Source organism: Kitasatospora sp. NPDC059408 (assembly GCF_042751525.1).
Taxonomy (GTDB): Bacteria; Actinomycetota; Actinomycetes; order Streptomycetales; family Streptomycetaceae; genus Kitasatospora.
Genome location: NZ_JBHYWI010000011.1, coordinates 42,351 through 61,718 on the forward strand (window position 1 = coordinate 42,351; position 19,368 = coordinate 61,718).

At 74.9% G+C, this 19,368-nt stretch carries 18 protein-coding genes; 9 read left to right on the plus strand and 9 right to left on the minus strand.

The annotated features are described in order from the left end of the window. Positions 1-7 precede the first annotated feature (7 nt). Entirely contained in the window at positions 8-2,458 is a 2,451-nt protein-coding gene (treY, locus tag ACFXDE_RS10170; RefSeq protein ID WP_380492738.1) for a malto-oligosyltrehalose synthase, read from the plus strand. Then, positions 2,455-4,188 (plus strand): malto-oligosyltrehalose trehalohydrolase, encoded by a 1,734-nt coding sequence (gene treZ / locus ACFXDE_RS10175; RefSeq protein ID WP_380492740.1) that lies wholly within the window; start codon positions 2,455-2,457, stop codon positions 4,186-4,188. The genes treY and treZ overlap by 4 nt, the downstream gene beginning before the upstream one ends. A 10-nt stretch (positions 4,189-4,198) precedes the next feature. Here treZ and ACFXDE_RS10180 read toward each other — a convergent pair whose 3' ends face one another. Then, a complete protein-coding gene (locus ACFXDE_RS10180) occupies positions 4,199-5,092 on the minus strand; it encodes a transketolase family protein (protein WP_380440989.1) in 894 nt (297 codons plus the stop codon). A 94-nt stretch (positions 5,093-5,186) separates the two neighbouring features. Beyond that, positions 5,187-5,915, minus strand: a complete 729-nt coding sequence (locus ACFXDE_RS10185; RefSeq protein WP_380492877.1) for a transketolase — start codon at positions 5,913-5,915, stop codon at positions 5,187-5,189. A gap of 253 nt (positions 5,916-6,168) precedes the next feature. On the opposite strand from ACFXDE_RS10185, the gene soxR reads away from it, so the two are divergent. Then, complete coding sequence (gene soxR / locus ACFXDE_RS10190) at positions 6,169-6,672, plus strand: redox-sensitive transcriptional activator SoxR (RefSeq protein WP_380492742.1); 504 nt, start codon at positions 6,169-6,171, stop codon at positions 6,670-6,672. A gap of 36 nt (positions 6,673-6,708) precedes the next feature. On the opposite strand, the gene ACFXDE_RS10195 is transcribed toward soxR, so the two are convergent. Next, on the minus strand, positions 6,709-7,230 hold the full coding sequence (locus ACFXDE_RS10195; protein ID WP_380492744.1) for a GNAT family N-acetyltransferase: 522 nt from the start codon (positions 7,228-7,230) through the stop codon (positions 6,709-6,711). A 103-nt stretch (positions 7,231-7,333) separates the two neighbouring features. Between ACFXDE_RS10195 and ACFXDE_RS10200 the strand changes: the two genes are divergently transcribed. The 3 genes from ACFXDE_RS10200 (at position 7,334) to ACFXDE_RS10210 (ending at position 10,105) form a co-directional block, all read left to right on the plus strand. Next, the gene (locus ACFXDE_RS10200) at positions 7,334-7,765 is read left to right on the plus strand and encodes an SRPBCC family protein (RefSeq protein WP_380492746.1); all 432 of its coding nucleotides are present in this window, start codon (positions 7,334-7,336) and stop codon (positions 7,763-7,765) included. 248 nt (positions 7,766-8,013) lie between these two features. Further along, entirely contained in the window at positions 8,014-8,739 is a 726-nt protein-coding gene (locus ACFXDE_RS10205; RefSeq protein WP_380492748.1) for a class I SAM-dependent methyltransferase, read from the plus strand. Positions 8,740-8,845: 106 nt separating this feature from the next. Next, the gene (locus ACFXDE_RS10210) at positions 8,846-10,105 is read left to right on the plus strand and encodes an alpha/beta hydrolase (protein ID WP_380441000.1); all 1,260 of its coding nucleotides are present in this window, start codon (positions 8,846-8,848) and stop codon (positions 10,103-10,105) included. A gap of 615 nt (positions 10,106-10,720) precedes the next feature. Here the strand turns inward: ACFXDE_RS10210 and ACFXDE_RS10215 are convergent. After that, a complete protein-coding gene (locus tag ACFXDE_RS10215) occupies positions 10,721-11,278 on the minus strand; it encodes a hypothetical protein (protein ID WP_380492750.1) in 558 nt (185 codons plus the stop codon). Positions 11,279-11,372: 94 nt separating this feature from the next. Further along, positions 11,373-12,272: a LysR family transcriptional regulator gene (locus ACFXDE_RS10220; RefSeq protein ID WP_380492752.1), complete on the minus strand. Its 900-nt coding sequence runs from the start codon at positions 12,270-12,272 to the stop codon at positions 11,373-11,375. Between the two features lie 78 nt (positions 12,273-12,350). Here ACFXDE_RS10220 and ACFXDE_RS10225 point away from each other — a divergent pair, with 78 nt between their 5' ends. Beyond that, positions 12,351-13,082, plus strand: a complete 732-nt coding sequence (locus tag ACFXDE_RS10225) for a hypothetical protein (protein ID WP_380492754.1) — start codon at positions 12,351-12,353, stop codon at positions 13,080-13,082. 37 nt (positions 13,083-13,119) lie between these two features. On the opposite strand, the gene ACFXDE_RS10230 is transcribed toward ACFXDE_RS10225, so the two are convergent. Then, positions 13,120-13,671, minus strand: coding sequence for a GNAT family N-acetyltransferase (locus ACFXDE_RS10230; RefSeq protein ID WP_380441011.1), 552 nt, complete (start codon positions 13,669-13,671; stop codon positions 13,120-13,122). A 122-nt stretch (positions 13,672-13,793) separates the two neighbouring features. Between ACFXDE_RS10230 and ACFXDE_RS10235 the strand changes: the two genes are divergently transcribed. Next, the gene (locus tag ACFXDE_RS10235; RefSeq protein WP_380492756.1) at positions 13,794-15,011 is read left to right on the plus strand and encodes a sensor histidine kinase; all 1,218 of its coding nucleotides are present in this window, start codon (positions 13,794-13,796) and stop codon (positions 15,009-15,011) included. Here the strand turns inward: ACFXDE_RS10235 and coaE are convergent, their stop codons facing one another. Both coaE and ACFXDE_RS10245 read right to left on the minus strand, forming a co-directional pair. Then, positions 15,012-15,605: a dephospho-CoA kinase gene (coaE, locus tag ACFXDE_RS10240; protein WP_380492758.1), complete on the minus strand. Its 594-nt coding sequence runs from the start codon at positions 15,603-15,605 to the stop codon at positions 15,012-15,014. It abuts the gene before it with no gap. Positions 15,606-15,638: 33 nt separating this feature from the next. Then, on the minus strand, positions 15,639-16,277 hold the full coding sequence (locus ACFXDE_RS10245; RefSeq protein WP_380441017.1) for an MBL fold metallo-hydrolase: 639 nt from the start codon (positions 16,275-16,277) through the stop codon (positions 15,639-15,641). A gap of 75 nt (positions 16,278-16,352) precedes the next feature. On the opposite strand from ACFXDE_RS10245, the gene ACFXDE_RS10250 reads away from it, so the two are divergent. Continuing rightward, entirely contained in the window at positions 16,353-16,778 is a 426-nt protein-coding gene (locus tag ACFXDE_RS10250; RefSeq protein WP_380492760.1) for a MarR family winged helix-turn-helix transcriptional regulator, read from the plus strand. 135 nt (positions 16,779-16,913) lie between these two features. Here the strand turns inward: ACFXDE_RS10250 and ACFXDE_RS10255 are convergent, their stop codons facing one another. After that, positions 16,914-19,133, minus strand: a complete 2,220-nt coding sequence (locus ACFXDE_RS10255; protein WP_380492762.1) for an MMPL family transporter — start codon at positions 19,131-19,133, stop codon at positions 16,914-16,916. Positions 19,134-19,368 lie beyond the last annotated feature (235 nt).

Sequence of the window (19,368 nt, forward strand, 5' to 3'; positions counted from 1 at the left end):
TGGAGCTATGACCTCCGCCGCCGAGCCCGCACGGACCCGCCCGGCCGCCAGTGTCCCCCCGTCCTGGACGCCGACCGCCGGCTACCGACTCCAGCTCCAGCCCGGCTTCACCCTCCGCGACGCCACCGCCGCCGTCCCCTACCTCGCCGCCCTCGGCGTCTCCCACCTCCACCTGTCCCCGCTGCTGGAGGCCGCCCCCGGCTCCACCCACGGCTACGACACCGTCGACCACGGCCGCGTCAGCGAACAGCTCGGCGGCGAGCCCGCCCTGCGCGAGCTGGCCGCCGCCGCGCACCGGCACGGCCTGCGGCTGCTCGCCGACGTCGTGCCCAACCACATGGCCGTGCCCGTCCCCGAACGGCTCAACCGACAGCTGTGGGAGGTCCTGCGCGACGGGCCCGACTCCCCGTACGCGCGCTGGTTCGACATCGACTGGGCCGCCCAGCCCGGCCCCGCCGACGCCCCCGGACGCGGCCGGGTGCTGCTGCCGCTGCTCGGCGGGCGGCTCGGCGACGAACTCGGCCGGATCACCGTCGACGGCGACGTGCTGCGCTACCACGACCACGTCCTGCCGCTGCGCCCCGGCACCGGGCACCTGCCGCTCGGCGAGCTCCTCGCCCGCCAGTGGTACCGCCTCGCCTGGTGGCGCCTGGCCCGCACCGAGCTCAACTACCGGCGCTTCTTCACCGTCAACGAGCTGATCGCCGTGCGGGTCGAGGAGCCCGAGGTCTTCGACGCCACCCACGCCGTGCTGCTGCGGCTGCACGCCGACGGCGTCCTCGACGGCTTCCGGATCGACCACCCCGACGGGCTCGCCGACCCGCGCGGCTACCTGGCCCGCCTCGCCGCGGCCACCGGCGGCGCCTACACCGTCGTCGAGAAGATCCTCACCGGGGACGAGCGGCTGCCCGCCGACTGGCCGTGCGCCGGCACCACCGGGTACGACGCGCTGCGCCGCATCGACGGGGTGCTCACCGACCGGGTCGGCGCGGGCCGGCTGGCCGCGGCCTACGAGGCGTTCCTGCACGGGACCGCCGCCCCCGCCGAGCTCCGCCCGGACCCCCACCCGGCGGTCGCCGCGGCCCTGCGCGGCCGGGCCGAGATGACCGCACCGCGCGGCGAGCTCGCGGCCGAGGTCGACCGGCTGGTCCGGCTCGCGGTGCGGGTCGGGGCCGCCGAGCCCGAGCACGCCGACCACGCGCCCTGGCAGCTGCGCGCCTCGCTGGAGCGGCTCCTCACCGGCTACCCGGTCTACCGGCCGTACGTGCGGCCCGGCGAGGCCGGCGACGACGGGTACCTGCGCGCGCTGCTCGACGGCACGGCGGACCCCACCGACTCCCTCGTCGCCGCCCTCGCCCTCGGCGAGCTCGGGCGCGGGCCCGAGAAGGACGAGTTCTGCGCCCGCTTCGCCCAGACCGCCGCCGCCGTCGCCGCCAAGGGCGTCGAGGACACCGCCTTCTACCGGTGGAACGCTCTGCCCGGCCTCAACGAGGTCGGCGGCGAACCCGCCCGCCCCGGACTGGAGCCCGCCGGCTTCCACGACTGGTGCCGGTACCTGGAAGGCGCCTGGCCGCTCAGCATGACCGCGCTCTCCACCCACGACACCAAGCGCAGCGCCGACGCCCGCGCCCGCCTCGCCGTCCTCGCCGAGCAGCCCGGGGCGTGGGCCGCCGAGGCCGCCGCGTGGTCCGCCGCGGCCGGGCCCGGCGGCGACCGCGACGGCGACTGGCTGCTGTGGCACACCCTCGTCGCCGCCTGGCCGATCGGCCCGGACCGCCTCGTCGCCGCCCTCCTCAAGGCCGCCCGCGAGGCCAAGCTGCACACCTCGTGGACGGCCCCCGACGCCCCCTTCGAACGCGCCCTGGAGGAGCGCGCCCGCGCCGTGTACGACGACCCCGGGCTGCTCCCGCGCATCGAGGGCCGGGTGCACGCGCTCGCGCCGTACGCCCGCTCCAACACGCTCTCCGCCGCGCTGCTGCACCTCACCGTGCCCGGCGTCCCCGACCTCTACCAGGGCAGCGAGGAACCGCTGTACACCCTCGTCGACCCCGACAACCGGGGCGTCGTCGACCTCGGCGCCCTCGCCGTCCGGCTCACCGACGCCGCCACCCCGCGCCCCGGCGACCTCGCCCGCGAGAAGCTCCACCTCACCGCGACCGCCCTGCACCTGCGGCGCTCCCGCCCGCTCGGCCCCTACCGGCCGCTGCCCGCCACCGACCTCGCCTCCGACCACCTGCTGGCCTTCGCCCGCGGCGACGACGTCGTCACCGCCGTCACCCGCCTCCCGTACGGCCTGGAGCGCGCCGGCGGCTGGCGGGACACCTTCCTCGACCTGCCCGCGGGCGGACCGTGGACGGACGAACTGACCCACCGCACGCACCCGGCGGGACCGGTGCCGGCCGCCGACCTGCTGGCGACGTACCCCGTGGCGCTGCTGACGAGGAGGAGCCCGGCGTGAGGCCGTACGAGGTGTGGGCGCCGTTCGCCGCCCACCGGGTCGAGGTCGAAGTCGACGGCGTCCCCCACCCGTTGGACCGTCGCCCGGACCGGGACGGCTGGTGGGGCGGCGAGGCGCCGGAGGGCGACTACGCGTTCCGCCTCGACGGCGGCCGCCCCCTGCCCGACCCGCGCTCGGCCCGGCAGCCGCACGGCCCGGACGGCCCGAGCCGGGCCGTCGACCACGCCGCGTTCCGCTGGTCGCACACCGGCTGGCGCGGCCGCCCGCTGCCCGGGGCGGTGGTCTACGAGCTGCACGTCGGCACCTTCACCGCCCGCGGCACCTTCGACGGCGCCGCCGAACACCTCGACCACCTCGTCGGCCTGGGCGTCGACTTCGTCGAGCTGATGCCCGTCTGCCCGTTCCCCGGCAAGCACGGCTGGGGCTACGACGGCGTCTCCCTGTGGGCCGTCCACGAGCCCTACGGCGGGCCCGAGGGCCTGAAGCGCTTCGTCGACGCGGCGCACCGCGCGGGCCTCGGGGTGATCCTCGACGTCGTCCACAACCACCTCGGCCCGTCCGGCAACCACCTTCCGGCGTTCGGCCCGTACTTCACCGACCGGCACCACACCCCGTGGGGCTCCGCGATCAATCTGGACGGCCCCGGCTCCGACGACGTGCGGACGTACCTCATCGGCAGCGCGCTCTCCTGGCTGCGCGACTACCGCATCGACGGGCTGCGCCTGGACGCCGTGCACGCCCTCGCGGACGACCGGGCGGTGCACTTCCTGGAGGAACTGTCCGGCGAGGTGGAGAAGTTGGCGGCGGCCACCAACCGCCCGCTGTTCCTGATCGCCGAGTCCGACCTCAACACCCCGCGCACCACCACACCGCGCGAGGCCGGCGGCCAGGGTCTCGACGCCCAGTGGAGCGACGACTTCCACCACGCCCTGCACGCCGCCCTGACCGGCGAATCCCAGGGATACTACGGCGACTTCGCGCGGGCGCCGCTCGCCGCCGTCGCGAGGACGCTCACCCGCGGGTTCTTCCACGACGGCACCTGGTCCGCCTTCCGCGGGCGCCGCCACGGGCGCCCGTTCGCGCCGGCCGGCGCCGGGCACCGGCTGCTCGGCTACCTGCAGACCCACGACCAGATCGGCAACCGGGCGCTCGGCGACCGGATCTCCACCACGCTCACCCCCGGGCGGCTCGCCGCCGGCGCCGCGCTGGTGCTCACCTCGCCGTTCACGCCGATGCTGTTCATGGGCGAGGAGTGGGGCGCCGCCACGCCCTGGCAGTACTTCACCGACCACACCGACCCCGACCTCGCCGAGGCCGTCCGGCGCGGCCGGCGCCGGGAGTTCGCCGAGCACGGCTGGCGCGCGGAGGCCGTCCCGGACCCGCAGGAGCCGGCCACCGTGCTGCGCTCGGTGCTCGACTGGACCGAGCCGCGGCGCCGGCCGCACGCCGAACTGCTCGACTGGCACCGGCGGTTGATCCGGCTGCGACGGGAGCGGCCCGAGCTGTCCGATCCGGACCTGGGCGCGGTGCGGGTCGAATTCGACGAGACCGCACGGTGGTTCGTCGTCCACCGGGGGCCGTACCGGGTGGCGGTCAACCTCGGCTCCGGCGAGGCCGCGCTGCCGCTGGGCGGCGAAGGGCGGGAGGTGGTGGCCGCGTTCGGGCCGGCCGCACTGGACGGTCCGACGGTGCGGCTGGGGGCGGACGCGGTGGCCGTCGTCCTGCTGTGACCGGCCGCGGCTACCACAGGAAGGTGGCGATCCGCTCCCGCAGCGAGGCCGCGTCCAGGCCGTAGGCCGCCAGGTGCTCGGGGATCGAGCCGTAGTGCCGGTGCTCCTCGCGCGGCACGCCGAGACCCAGCACCCGGTGCGGGCGGTCGGCCAGCGCCGCGTGCGCCTCGTTCGCCGACGTCCCGGCCAGGTACGGCTCGACCAGCACGACGTCCGGCCGGTCGCCCAGGGCCGCGCGCAGCCCGGCCGCGTCGAACGGGCGCACGGTGGCGGCGTACAGCACGGTCACGTCCAGGCCCTCGGTCGCCGCCAGCACCGCGTCCAGCATCGGGCCGACGGCGACGACCACCCCGCCCGAGCCCTCGCGCACGGCGGTGAACCGGCCCGGCTCGACGGCCACCGGCGCCTCGTTCTGGTGCGCGGACAGGCGGACGTACACGTTGCGGTCGCCGTCCGCGACGGCGTGGCGCAGCAGCGTCTCGGCCTCGTCCGGGTGGCCCGGCACGTGGACGGTCCAGTCCGGCAGGGTGTCCAGCAGCGCGACGTCACCGGGCGACATGTGGGTGCGGCCGCCGGCCGGCCAGTCGTACGAGCCGGCCGCGCTCACCAGGACCGCGCCGACGCCCTGGTGGACCAGGTCCAGCTTGACCTGCTCGAAGGGCCGCTCGACGAGGAAGCTGGCGAATGTGTGGGCGATCGGGCGCATCCCGGTCAGCGCCAGGCCGCCGGCCGCGCCGATCAGCAGCTGTTCGCGGATGCCGACGTTGATCACACGGTCGGGGTGGCGCCCGGCCGCCGGGGCGAAGGAGGCCGCGCTGATGTCGGCGAGGACGAGGGCGACGCGCGGGTCCTGGTCGAGGAGGTCGGTCGTGACGTCGAAGAAGCGCTCGCGCATGGTTTCCATCGGTGAAGTCCCCTTGTGTATCGGCGGGTTGTGCGTGACGGCGGTGGTGCTCGGCCGGGAGTGCCCGGCGGTGCTCGGTAGTGCTCGGTAGTGCTCAGGAGTCCTTGGGCTCGACGCGGGCCACCACGACCCGCGGGCGGCCCGGGTGGGCGGCGGTGTAGGCCGCGTGCAGCGCCTCGTGGTCGCGGCCGTCGACGGTCTGCGCCGACCAGCCCTCGGCCGCGAACCGGGCCGCGATGCCGCCCTGCCAGCCGTGCGTGGCCGAGGAGTTGTCGATGACCACGGCGTGCAGCCGGTCCAGCCCGTAGGCGCCGGCGAAGGCCACCGCCTCGTGGTTGGAGCCCTCGTCGAACTCCGCGTCCCCGAGCAGCACCCACACCGCCGGATCGGCCAGGCCCTGGGCGCGCAGCCCGAGCGCCGTGCCGACGGCCAGCGGCAGGCCGTGGCCGAGCGATCCGGAGGCGATCTCGACGCCCGGGACCAGCATCCGGTCGGGGTGGTGGCCGAGCGGGGAGTCGTAGGCGCCGAAGCTCGGCAGCACCTCGGGGTCGATGAACCCCTTGGCGGCGAGCACGGCGTAGTACGCCATCGGGCCGTGGCCCTTGGAGAGCAGGAAGCGGTCGCGGTCCTGGTGCTCGGCCGTCCCCGGGGTCACCCGCAGGATCCGGTCGTAGAGCACCCAGAGCGCGTCCAGCGTGGAGGTGGCGGCGGGGCCGTGCTTCTCGTCGCCGGTCATCAGCGCCATGAGGGCCGGGAGGTCCTCGAAGCGGGCGCCGGTCCGGGTCCCGCTCGCCGTCTGCGTCGTGTGCGTCGCCTGCGTCATCTGCTTCGTCATGACGATGATGGTGCAACTTAAAGCCAGCTTGAAGTCAAGCGATCACCGACGGTGTCCGCGGCCTGGCCGGAAAACCAGTTGCCGCAAGACCGTTCGCACGCCTAGCGTCCTGCCGTGCTGCCTGTGGTGGAGACCGAAGATCCGAACCCGCCCGCGGTCCACCCGAAGCCCCCTGGAACCCCCTGGAGCCCCTTGCAGTCCGCTTGAAGTCCGCTTGAAGTCCACGGATAGAGTGGGCCGCATGACCGCAGCGCCCGGCCACGGCCCCACCCGCCACGACCTCCTCACCATCGGCCAGCTCGCCGAACGCAGCGGCCTCGCCACCTCCGCCCTGCGCTACTACGAGAGCCTCGGCCTCATCCACGCCACCCGCACCGCCGGCGGCCAACGCCGGTACAACCGCGCCACGCTGCGCCGCGTCGCCTTCGTCCGCGCCGCGCAGCGCGTCGGCCTCTCCCTCGACGAGGCCCGCGTCGCCCTCGACCGCCTCCCCGAGCACCGCGTCCCCACCGGCACCGAGTGGGACGCGGTCGCCACGTCCTGGCAGAGCCGGATCGACGAGCAGATCGCCGAACTGGAGCGCCTCAAGGCCAAGCTCACCGGCTGCATCGGGTGCGGCTGCCTCTCGCTCTCCCGCTGCGCGCTCTACAACGCGGCCGACCGCGCCGCCGCCTCCGGCCCCGGCGCCCGCTACCTCCTCACCCGCGACCCCGGCACCGGCCCGGAGCCGGCCGTAGCGCCGTAGGACCTCAGGGCCTCAGGATCGCAGGGCCTCAGGGCCTCAGGGCCTTGGGTCCGTCCGCAGGATGCTGTAGCGCACGACGTCGCGCCAGGCGCCGTCGCGGAAGGCCAGGGCCCGTTGGACGCCCTCCCGGGTGAAGCCGCACTTCTCCAGGGCGCGCTGCTCGGCGAGGTTGGTGTCCTCGGTGTCCGCCTCCAGCCGCATCACCGGGGTGTGCGCGAACAGGTAGGCCACGAGCTGCCGTTGGGCCTCCGTGCCGATGCCCCGGCCGCGCGCCTCCGGGCGCAGCTGCACGCCGATGTTCCAGTACGCCGACGCCGCCCGCGGGCTCGCCTGCCGCCAGGAGACGAAGCCCGCGAACGCGCCGCCGCTCTCCACCGCGAGCACCGAGCGGTGGTCCGCGAGCAGCCCGTCCTCGGCGAACTGCCGGCGGATCGGCCCGAAGTCCCGCCAGCCGTACCACTGGAACTCGCCGAGCGCGTCGGGGTCGTTCATCATCGCGTGGAGGACCGGAAGGTCCGCCTCGGCGATCGGGCGCAGGGTCACCGGTTCTTCGTTCATGTCCGCCCGAACGCGCGAGTTTCCCTGACCGTTCCTCATATCGTCTCGCCGAAGGCCAAGATGGTCGGGGACGCACGGGATCCGGCGACGAAGGGGAACGGCCATGGCGGGGACGACGGTCAGCACGGTGGTGGAGGCTCCGGCCGGCAAGGTGTGGGAGCTGATCGGGGACTTCCACGCCCTCGGCGCGTGGCACCCGGACCTGCCTCCGAGCCGGCGCGGCAACGACCTGGGCGGCACGGCCGTCGGCGCCGTCCGCCTCTTCGAGCTCGGCGACACGGAGCTGAGCGAGACGCTGCTCGGCTATGACGACGGGGCCCGGAGCTACACGTACGGCTTCGCCGACGGCACCTTCGAGCTGAGCTCCTACCGGGCGACCCTGCGGGTGGTGCCGGTCACCGAGTCCGACGCGGCGTTCGTCGAGTGGAGCGCGACGTACGACGTCGAGCGCGAGCACCGCGAGGCGTCGACGGCCCTGGTGCACGGCGTGTTCACGGCCGGCCTGCGCGCCCTGCGCGAGCGCTTCGCGAGCTGACGGCAGGCCGCGGCGGGCCCGTCGAGACCGTCGCGAAAGCGTTATCCGGGGCCGTTCCCGGGCACCTCCCAGCCCCGCCCGGAAGCGGCCCTTCCCGCCCCCTGGCGCCCGCGCCGCCACCTGCACACCCCGGGGCCGGTGCGCCCGGACGCCCCACTCCGCAGCCCACCGTCAGGAGCCGCTACACCCCTTCCCAGCAGGGGAGTTGGCCCTGGGAAAGCCTCTCGCAGCCGCCTAGGCTCGACCCCATGAACCGCACGATCCGCACCACCGAAGACGTCCTCGCCCTCCTCGACCGCCTCTTCCCCCCGGCCGCCGACCGCTGGACCTCCGACGCCTCCGCCTGGTGGGACGGCTTCTACGCCGACCGGAGCGCCGGGCGCCCGTTCTTCGTGCCGAAGCCGGACGAGCACCTCGTCTCCTACCTCGACCGCGGCCTCGTCGCCCCCGGCGGCCGGGCGCTCGACCTCGGCTGCGGTCCGGGGCGCAACGCCCTGCACCTGGCCTCGCTCGGCTTCGACGTCGACGCCGTCGACCTCTCGCCCGCCGCCGTCGCGTGGGCCGAGGAGCGGGCGGCGGCCTCCGGGCTCGGCCCGCGCTTCCACTGCGGGAACATCTTCGATGTCGAGCTCCCGCACGCCCGGTACGACCTCGTCATCGACTCCGGCTGCCTCCACCACCTGCCGCCGCACCGCAGGATCGGTTACCTCGCCCTGCTCGACCGGGTCCTCGCGCCCGGCGGCCACTTCGTGCTCAGCACCTTCGCCGCCGGCGCGATGGGCTCGGAGCGGCCCGACGAGGACCTGTACCGCGTCGGCGGCCTGGAGGGCGGCCTCGCCTACGCGCCCGAGGAACTGCGCGCCCTCTTCGCGGACTTCGAGCCGGTCGAGATCCGTCCGATGGCCGAGCAGTCCCCGGACTCACCGCTCTTCGGGGTCCCGTTCCTGCTCACCGCGCTGTTCCGGCGGCCCTGAGGCCCGACGCCCGGCACCGACGGGCTCCCAGGCACCTCCCAGCGGACCATCAGACGATCACCAGCCTTTAAGCGCCCTCTCATGTCCCCGTCCTAGCCTCCGCCGCATGAACGTCTCACTGCTCGGCGGCTGGTTCCCGTGGACCGTACAGGCCGTCGCCGTCGCCCTGTTCGTCACCGCCGTCGGCTGGCGGGACCGGACCTGGCGCGTCAAGTGGGGTCCGATCGCCCTCGGGGCGGCGGCGGGCCTGACCGCGCTCGCGGCGGTCGGGGTGCTGACCCTGTCCGGCATCACCGACCCGATCCCGTTCGGCGTCTGGCTGTGGAGCGGCGTGGCGGTGGGGGCGTTCAGCGTGCTCGGGTTCGGCTGGCGCGGCGCCCGCTGGTGGCGGCGGGCGCTGGCGCCGCTCGCCGCCGTCCTCGCGCTGTTCGCGGCGGCCAACAGCCTCAACGTGGCGACCGGCTACTACCCGACCATCGGCGACGCGGTCGGCGAGCTGAGCGGCGACCCGCTGCCGGACCAGATCACGCTCGCCCAGCTCGGCTCGATGCACGGGAAGACGAAGACCGGCCGCATCGTCCAGGTCGACATCCCGGACACCGCCAGCGGCTTCGCGCACCGCCAGGAGCTGGTCTACCTGCCGCCCGCGTGGTTCCGCAGTCAGAGCCGGCCCAAGCTGCCGGTCCTGGAGATGATCGGCGGCGAGTTCTCCGCGCCGGACAACTGGATCCGCTCCGGCGACGCGGTGAAGACGGCGGACGCGTTCGCCGCCAAGCACAACGGCTTCGCGCCGATCCTCGTCTTCGTCGACGCGACCGGCGGCTTCCGGGTGGACACCGAGTGCGTGGACGGCCCGCACGGCAACTCCGAGAGCCACCTGGTCAAGGACGTCCCGCCGTTCGTCCAGAAGACCTTCAACGCCGCCACCGACCCGCACAAGTGGGGCGTGGCCGGCTGGTCGATGGGCGGCACCTGCGCCTTCGACCTCACCGTCGAACACCCCACGGTCTTCACCCACTTCGGCGACTTCTCGGGCGACAAGGGCCCGTACATCGGGGACAAGGACCACACCGTCCAGGAGCTCTACGGCGGTGACGCCGCCGCGTGGTCCGCGCACGACCCGGTGACCGTCCTCGCCCACCACCCCAAGTACCAGGGCGTGTCCGGCTACTTCGGCCAGGGCGACGAGGAGCACGGCCAGATCGAGTCGGCCAAGGTGCTGAACGACGCGGCGAAGAAGGACGGCATCCGCACGACGACGGCCGTCGGTTCCGGCAAGCACACCTGGCAGACCGGCGCCGCGACCTTCGTCCAGGCCCTGCCCTGGCTCGCCGCCCAGCTCGGCGTCCCGGGCACCCGGGCGTAGGGGCAGCTGGTCCCCACACGAACCTCGCCGGGGAAACCCTTGACGTCCCCGACCCCGCCCCCGCCTCCCCGCAACGGCCGTTCACCAGGCGGCAGAAGGGCCGACCGGCCGTGCGGGGCCGCCGGAGGGCGGCTCCCACCTCCGGCCCGCCATCGCTTCTTCCGCGGGCGCGCACACCTTCGCCACCGGGCGGCTGCAACTGTCCGGCACCCCGGGCTACCAGCCGGTTTTCCACTTTGCAAGGGATGGCCGGATAGCACTAGGTTTCGACCGCTGTCGATGCCGCGCAGGTCTGAGTACCCCTCAAGCCCAGGTCGGAAACGGTGTCGTGCCCCCGGACGTACGGGGGAAGGACCAGCCATGCCGCGTGCCCACCAGGGGCCGGGAGCCACCGGGCACCCGACCCCGATCCGGCACACCGGACACGTGAGGAGCCGTCGGTTGCGCACCACCCGCCCGGCCGGCGTCACCGGTGCGGCCCCGCCCTGCGAGGCCCTTCCGGGCTGCTGAGCAGCACGCACAGACCGCCCCGGTCGCGATACCGGGGCACGACGGGTCGGCCCGTCCGGCACAGGGGACCGGACGGGCCGGCCCGTCACCACGCGCCGCCGGCCGTCAGAGGCCGAGGCGGCTCAGCGCGGTCGTCCAGTCGGAGGCGATCGCTCTGCGCGCGGCGTCGAGCGTGACCTGCCCGCCGCACACCGCCTTCTTCAGCCGGTTCTCGACGGTGTCCTTGCTCTGCGCCGGCTCGTTGCCGTACCGCGGCTCGGGCCACAGGTTCCGCGGGTCGCGCGGGGCGCCGCCGAGCTCCAGGGGGACGAAGTGGTCCTCCTCGTAGTCGGCCGGGTTGGTGTCCGAGTAGCCGTACTGCGCGATCTGCTGCGCCTTCAGGGCGTTGGTGTAGCTCGCCGGCGGGCGCACGGTGGCGGTCCAGCCGGAGACGCAGATCGTCTTCTGGATGGTCGCCTGGGTGACGGCCGGGTTGTACGCGCCCGGCGTGCAGGACGGGTCGGGCAGCGGCAGGTGCGCGCGCGAACAACCGGCCGCACGGGCACCGGACTTGTGGGCGGACGGGTGCGAGGCGGCCTGCGCGGTCCCGGTGCCGGCGGCGATCCCGGCGGCGGCGAGGGCGGTGGCCGCGGCGACCACGGTCAGGCGCTGACGAAGCATCATGGAGGCTCTCTCCTGGGCCGGCCCGGCCGACTGCCGGGCGACTGTGCCCATGACAGCAGCGCCACCACGAACACCGTCAGCCCCAGGACGTGAACTACTTGGTAAGAGTTTGCCGGTGCGTCAACTCCCGGGCCAGCAGGGCCGCCGGGCCCTCCGGGAGGCTGCCGTGCACGAGTTCGGTGCGGTGCACCAGGCGCGGCAGCGTGACCGGCACCCCGACGACGCCGGGGGCGGCGGCCAGGGCGGACGGCGGCAGCAGGGCCAGGCCGTGGCCGGTGGCCACGAGCGCGAGCAGGGCGTGCACGTCCGTGCCGCGGTAGCGGGTGGCGGGGCGGAAGCCGTCGGTGCCGGTGGCCGCGCGCAGCCGGGCGGGCGGCGGGGTGAGGTCGGGGGCGTCGAGCCAGCGGGCGGCGGACAGGTCGGCGAGGGCGACCCCGGGCCGGCCGGCCAGCGGGTGCCCGGCGGGGAGCGCCACGACGACCGGCTGCTCGGCGACGGCGACGGTGCCGAGCGGGCCGACGTCGGGCAGCGGCAGCGGGTCGCTGGGCGCGGCGAGCCCGTCGACGAGGGCGAGGTCGACGTCCCCGGTGGCGACCAGCGCGGGCAGCGCGTCCTGGGCGAGCACCCGGACGTCCACCTCCGCGCGCGGGTACGTCCGGCGCACCTCGCCGAGCGCACGCCCGACCGCGGTGCCGAGCGCCAGGGGGGTGGCACCGAGCACCAGCCGGGCACTCGCGGCACCGACCAGGCGCGCGACGTCGGCGCGCGCCGCCTCCAGCCGCACGAGCAGCGGCGCGGCGTGCTCCAGCAGCCGCACGCCCGCCTCGGTCGGGCCGACCGGGCGGCGGACGAGCAGCGGCGCCCCGAGGTCCGCCTCCAGCGCGGCGATCTGCTGCGAGACGGCGGACTGCGTGTACCCGAGCTCGCGCGCCGCCTCGGAGAACGAGCCGAGGCGGACGACGGTGACGAAGGTGCGCAGCTGCTGCGGATCCACAGTCTCATCAGCCGATCTGATCGATGGGTAAGAAATCATCGTTGGCGGTGATCTCGGGTGCCGGGCCAGGATAGCCGCATGACCTACCAGACCCCGCGCATCGCCCTGGTCGGCGACCGCTCCCCCGCCGTCCGCTCGCACGCCCGCATCCCCGGCCTGCTCGACGCCCTCGCCACCCGTGACCAGCTCGACCTGGACGCTTACTGGATCCCCACCGAGGACGCCGGGGCACCCGGCGCCCTCGACGGCTTCGACGCGATCTGGCTGCTCCCCGGCAGCCCCTACCGCAGCGAGGACGGCGCCCTGGCCGCCGTCCGGACCGCCCGCGAGCTCGGCATCCCGTTCCTCGGCACCTGCGCCGGCTTCCAGCACGCGGTGCTGGAGTTCGCCCGCGACGTCTGCGGCATCGGCGACGCCGTCCACGCCGAGCAGGACCCGGACCGGGACGAGCAGGTCATCGAGCCGCTCGCGTGCTCGCTGGTCGGCCACGAGGGCGCGGTGAACGTCACGCCCGGCACGCTCGCCGAGCGCGTCCTCGGCACCACCCGCACGCTGGAGCGCTACCACTGCGCGTACGGGCTCAACTCCGCCTACCTGGACCGGCTGCGCGAGCACGGGCTGCGGTTCAGCGGCGCGGACGAGGCGGGCTCGGTGCGCATCCTGGAGCTGACGGACCACCCGTTCTTCCTGGCCTCGCTGTTCCAGCCGGAGCTGTCCGGCGACGGCACCCGCCCGCACGCGATGATCCGCGCCCTGGCCGCCGCCGCGGTCGAGCGGGCCGCCTCCGTCGAGCGCGCCGCCTCCGCCTGACGGGCCCGCCCGGCCCGCTCACCCTGGTGCCGGCCCGTCACATCGGCAGCGACCGCAGCCGCACCGCCCCCTCCGGCCAGGCGGCGCCGGCCCGCAGCGGGGCCCACATCGTGCGCAGTGGCATCACGGCGAGCAGCCCGCCGGGCTGCTCGACCGTCACCTCGCCGGGCACCTCCCGGAAGCCCAGCCGCTCGTAGAGGCCGACGAGCGGCGGACGGCAGAACAGCAGGGCGTAGGCGGGGCCGAGCGTGCGGGCGTGGTCGAGGGCGGCCCCGACCACGGCGCGCGCGAGGCCGCCGCCGCGCCGGTCGGCGGCGACGGCGACGCCCCCGACGCCGACGGCCGGCACCTCCGCGCTCCCGATCGTGAGGGGCAGCGGCAGCAGGCCGGTGTGCGCGACGAGCCGGCCCCCGGCGGACCGGACGCCGAAGTGGATCTCCTTGGGCAGGAACGTCAGCCCGGTGTGCGCCACGCCGTAGGGGTCGTCGCCGGGCCCGAGGATCTCGTCCTGGTCGGCACGGGTGTACTGCGGCAGCCGCACGACCTCGACCGGCGCGGCGGGGCTCCCGGAGGGAAGATGATCGGTCATCCCGCCATGGTCGCTTCCGGGGCTCACTGAAATCCAGGGCCGACCGGATCCAGGGCCGACCGGGATCCAGGGCCGACCGGGATCCAAGACCGGCCGGAACCCCGGTGTGGAAGCATGCCCCCATGCGCCAGCCCACCGACCAGCAGCCCGGGCACCGCCCGGTCCCCGGCCTGCGGGCCGCCCACCGCTCCACGATGCTGGTGAGCCTGCCGGTCCGGCTGCCCGCCCCGGTCGTCGCGCTCGCCCCGACCGTCCTCGCCCTGCTGATCCTGGTCCCGCTCGCCGCGGGCGACCCGGACGTCGGGCCGACGTCCTCCCGCGGGGTCAACGCCACCCTGATGGCGATCGGCGCGCTCGCCCTGGCCTTCCGCTGGCGGGCCCCGGCGACGGTCACCGCGCTCACCCTGCTGAGCGGCCAGCTGCCCCTCGCCGTCGCGCTCTACGGGTTCGCCGCACGGCGCGGCCGGACCCGGGCGCTCGTCGTGATCGCCGTCCTCGCCGAGATCCGCCTGCTCATCCCGTTCGACCTCGGCGACCTCAGCACGCTGAACAACATCGCCAACATCATCGAGGACCCCCTCGTGTACGGCGCCGTGCCGCTCGCCCTCGGCCTCACCGCCCACCAGCGCGCCCGCGCCGTCGACCTGCTCGAAGACCGCAACCGCCTCCTGGAGGCCGCCCGGCAGCACGCCGAGGAACGCGCCGCCGCAGCCGAACGGGCCAGGCTCGCCCGGGAGATGCACGACGTCGTGTCCAACCGGGTCTCGCTGATCACCCTGCACGCCGGCGCCTGCCAGGTCGCCGCGCCGAACGACCCGGCCGTCGTCAAGGAGACCCTCGGGCTGATCCGCACCCTCGGCCTGCAGGCCCTCACCGAACTGCGCGGACTGCTGGGCGTGCTGACGCCCGCCTCCGACGAGGGCCCGTCCCTGGGCGGACTGCCCGCACTCGTCGGGGAGTCCCGCCGGGCCGGCCTGTCCGTACGGCTGAGCATCGACGGCCCGGCCGACGGCGGGCCCGAGCCGAGCCCCGCCGTCCAGTACGCCGCCTACCGGATCGTCCAGGAGGCGCTCACCAACGTGCACAAGCACGCCCCCTCGGCCACCGTCGCCGTCACGGTCGAGATCCGCGCGGACGGGCTGCGCCTGTCCGTCGTCAACTCCCCCGGCGACGGCGGCGAGGACCCGCACCTGCCCTCCGGCGGACACGGCCTGGACGGCATGCGCACCCGCGCGGACGACCTCGGCGGCACCCTGGAGGCGGGCCCCACCCCGGAGGGCGGCTTCGCCGTCCGGGCCCGCCTGCCGCTCACCGCCGACGTGCCGGCCGGCGCGACCTGATCAGGAGCGGGGCCGCAGCCGCGCCCACACCTCGGCGACGCGGGCCGGCAGCTCCTCCAGCGGACCGCTGTTGTCGATCACGACGTCCGCGATCGCGAGCCGCTCCTCGCGGGTGGCCTGCGCGGCCATCCGGGCCCGGGCCTCGTCCTCGGTCATGCCGCGCAGCTCCACCAGCCGCGCGACCCGCACGTCGTCCGCCGCGTCGACCACGACGACCAGGTCGTACAGCGGGCCGAGCCCGTTCTCGGCGAGCAGCGGCACGTCGTGCACGACGACGGCGTCCGGCGCGGCGGCGGCCTCCAGCTCGGCCGAGCGGGCCCGCACCAGCGGGTGGACGATCGCGTTCAGCGCCTGGAGCCGGTCCGGGGCGGCGAACACGATCGCACCGAGGGCCGGACGGTCCAGCGCACCGTCCGGCCGCAGCACGGCGGGCCCGAACTCGGCCACCACGGCGGCGAGTCCGGCCGTCCCGGGCGCGACCACCTCGCGGGCGAGCACGTCGGAGTCCACGATCACCGCGCCGTGGGCGGCGAGCAGCCGGGACACCTCGCTCTTGCCGGCGCCGATGCCACCCGTCAGTCCGATCTTCAGCATGGCGCCAGGCTACCGGCGCCGCCCTCCCGGCGGTCAGCCGAGGTCGAGGCTCTCGCCCTCGCCCAGCGCCCGCAGCCGGGCACCGCCCGGCCCGTCCTCGCCGACCAGGCGGGAGTGCACGGCGAGCCCGATCGGGCTGAGCACCGCGTCGTGCACGGGCACCGCCACGCGCGGGGCGGCCTCGCGGACGTAGTCGACCAGTTCGCCCGCCTTGCTCCAGGGCGCGCCGATCGGCAGCAGCAGCGTCTCGACGGCGTGCGGCGGCACGGTGAGCGCGTCGCCGGGGTGGAAGAGGCGGCCGCCGAACAGGAAGCCGATGTTCTTCACGAGTGGGACGTCCCGGTGGATCTCCGCGTGCCACTCGCCGTGCACCGACACCTCCAGCCCGCCGAGCTCGAACGCGTCGCCCTCGCCGACGGCGCTCACGCGCTGCGCCACGCCGTCGAGCTGGGCGGCCACCGCGTCGTTGGTCCACACCCGCAGGGCCGGGTCGGCCTCCAGCGCGGCGCGCAGCCGGGACTCCTCGAAGTGGTCCATGTGCTCGTGGGTGATCAGGACGGCGTCGGCCCCGGCGAGGGCGGCGGGGTCGGTGAACATCCCGGGGTCGATGACGACGGTGGTGCCGTCGTGCTCCAGGCGTACGCAGGCGTGTCCGAACTTGGTGATTCGCATGGGAAAAACAATACAGCGAAACTGCGCAGCATGCCTACACAGTTTTGCTGCACAGATTCCCGGTAGGCTTCTGCCATGAACAGTCCGGCCCCCGAGACCCTCGAACTCGCCGCCGACCTGCGCGCCGCCCTCGGCGGCCTGGTCCGCTCCCTGCGCGACAACGACGAGCTGCCCCAGAACCAGGCCGCCGTCCTCGGCCTCCTCGTCCGCGACGAACGCGCCTACACCGTCGCCGAGCTCGCCGAGCGCCAGCGGGTGCGCCACCAGTCGATGGCCCGCACCGTCGCCCTGCTCACCGAGGCCGGCCTGGTCACCCAGGGCCCGCACCCCACCGACGGCCGCAAGCTGCTCGTCACCGCCACCGGGGCCGGCCACGACGCCCTCCTCGAACAGCGCGCCCGCCGCGAGGCGCAGATCGCCGCCGCCATCGAGACCCGCCTCACCCCCGAGGAGCGGCAGACCCTGCGCGCGAGCGTCACCCTGCTGAGCCGACTGCGCTGAGCCCGTCACCGGGCCGGCCGTACCGGGCCCGTCACCGAGCCGCCGACCCTGGGCCCGTCACCGAGCCGCCGGCGCTGGGCCCGTCACCAGGCCTCCGGCCCTCATCCGGTCACCGGGCCGGCCGTGCCGAGCCCGTCACTGCGCCGACTGCGCCGAGCCCGTCCCCGTGCCCACGAGCTCGGGACGCTGCGCCGGGATCACCGCCGGTGCGATCGGCGGCAGCTCGACGTGCTCGCTCAGCCCGAAGCGCCGGTGCAGCCGCCGCAGCGGCGCCGGCGCCCACCAGTTGAACTCGCCGAACAGGCTCATCGCGGCCGGCACCAGCAGACAGCGCACCAGCGTGGCGTCCACCGCGACGGCGACCGCCAGGGCGATGCCCATCTGCTTGACCATGAGCATGTCCCCGAGCGCGAACCCGGCGAAGACGATCACCATCAGCAGCGCCGCCGAGGTGATGATCCGCCCGCTGCGCTGCACGCCCAGCTCCACGGCCTTCGCACAGCTGTAGCCGCGCGAGTGCAGTTCCTTGATGCGGGCGAGCAGGAACACCTCGTAGTCCATGGACAGCCCGAACGCGAACGCGAAGACCAACACCGGGATGAAGGTCTCCAGCCCGCCGGTCGGACTGAACCCGAGCAGCCCGCTGAAGTACCCGTCCTGGAAGATCAGCGTGAGCGCGCCGAGCGAGGCGCCCAGCGACAGCAGGTTCATCAGCAGCGCCTTGACCGGCATCACCACCGAGCCGGTCATCAGGAACAGCAGCACCAGCGTCCCGAGCGCGACCAGCCCGAGCGCCCAGGGCCCGCGCGAGGTCAGCTCGTTCGAGAAGTCGACCACCGAGGCGGCGCCGCCGGTCACGTAGGTCTTCAGCCCGCCGCGGTCGGCCCGCAGCTCGTCGACGACCTGCTTGGCCGTCCCGCCCTGCGGGTCCCCGTGGACGAGCACGTCGATCGTCGAGACGGAGTCGCTCACCGGCGTGACCGCCCGCACCCCGCTCACCCCGGGCAGCTTGGCGACGACCTCGTCCGCGTACGCCTGCGCCACCGGCGCCCCGCCCTCGACCACCACCGTGATCGGCGCGGCCGCGACCTGCGGGAAGCGCTGGTCGATCGCGTCCGCGACCTGCCGCCCGGCGGAGGAGGCGGGCAGCACGGCCGCCCCGGAGTTGCGCATCTCCGCGTGCAGGAACGGCGCCCCGGCCGCCATCAGCAGCGCGGTGCAGGCGAGTGCGACGGGCACCGCCCGTTTGCGGACCCGGCGGACGGTCCGGCTGAAGAAGCCCTCGTCGGGCACCGGCGCGGCGGGCGCCTTGATCCGCGAGCCGGCGAAGCCGAGCAGCGCGGGGATCAGGGTGAGCGCCGCGGCGACGGCGATCACGACCACGCTCACGCCGGCGGCGGCGACGGCCCCGAGCACCGGGCTGGTGAAGACGAAGAGGCCGGAGAGCGCGACGGCGACGGTCAGTCCGGAGAACGCGACGGTGCGCCCGGCGGTCGCGGCGGTGCGTTCGACGGCGGCGGCGATGCCGGCGCCGTGCCCGCGTTCCTCGCGGAAACGGTTCACCATGAGCAGCGCGTAGTCGATCGAGAGCCCGAGCCCGAGCACCGTGGCGATCGGCAGCACGCTGGTGTCGATGTCCATGATCCGGCTGAAGCCGAACATCGCCAGCAGTGCCCCGCCCACCGAGGCGACCGCGCCGATCACCGGCAGGCTGGCCGCGGCGAGGCCGCCGAAGACCAGCACCATGACGACCAGGGTGAGCGGCAGGGTCACGATCTCGCCGAAGCGGGTGTCCTGCTCGGTCTGCTTCTTGACCTCCTGCTGGAGCACGAGGTCACCACCCACCGTGACGTGCGCGCCGCCGGTGCCGTTCAGCGCGGCCAGCCGCTGGGTGACGGCGTCGGCCTGGGCGGCCGTGCTCGTGTCGGCCATCCGGACGGTCACCAGACTCGCGTTCCCGTCGGCGGACCGCAGCGCGGCGGCGGCCGGCCCCGGCCCGTACGCGTCGTTCGCGGACGCGACGCCGGGCAGGGCGGCGATCTCCCGGGTGGCCTTGGCGACGGCCGCCCGTACCGCCCCGTCGTCCACCGGCCTCCCGTCGACGACGGCGGTGACGACTCCCCGGGCCGGATCGGCCGCGGTGGCGACCGCACTGCCCCGGTCGGCCTCGGAACTGGCCGAGGAGGCCCCGGCCACCGACCCCTCGAAGACCCGGCCCCCGATCACGACACCGACGACCAGGACGACGGCCCAGAAGCCGAGGACCCAGCGCCGGTGCCGGAAGCAGAACCGCCCGAGGGCGGCGAGCCGCCCGCGGACCCGGAGGTCGGCGGCAGCGGCGGAGGGCTTGTGCATGAAGGAGCCTTTCGGGCAGTTCCACTCAATGTAGGTGGAACCCGAACTCCGGCCTAGGGAAGGGCGATGAGCCTCATCTCACACTTTCCTGCACATAAACACCACATAAGTCAAATCGGAAAACGAAAGGGGCCCCACCCGGATCGGAATCCGGGTGGGGCCCCTCCCCTAGCTAGACGCCCCGCGGAATCGAGAGCCACACCTCAGGCCCCCGGCCACCATCTCGCGCAGGGCG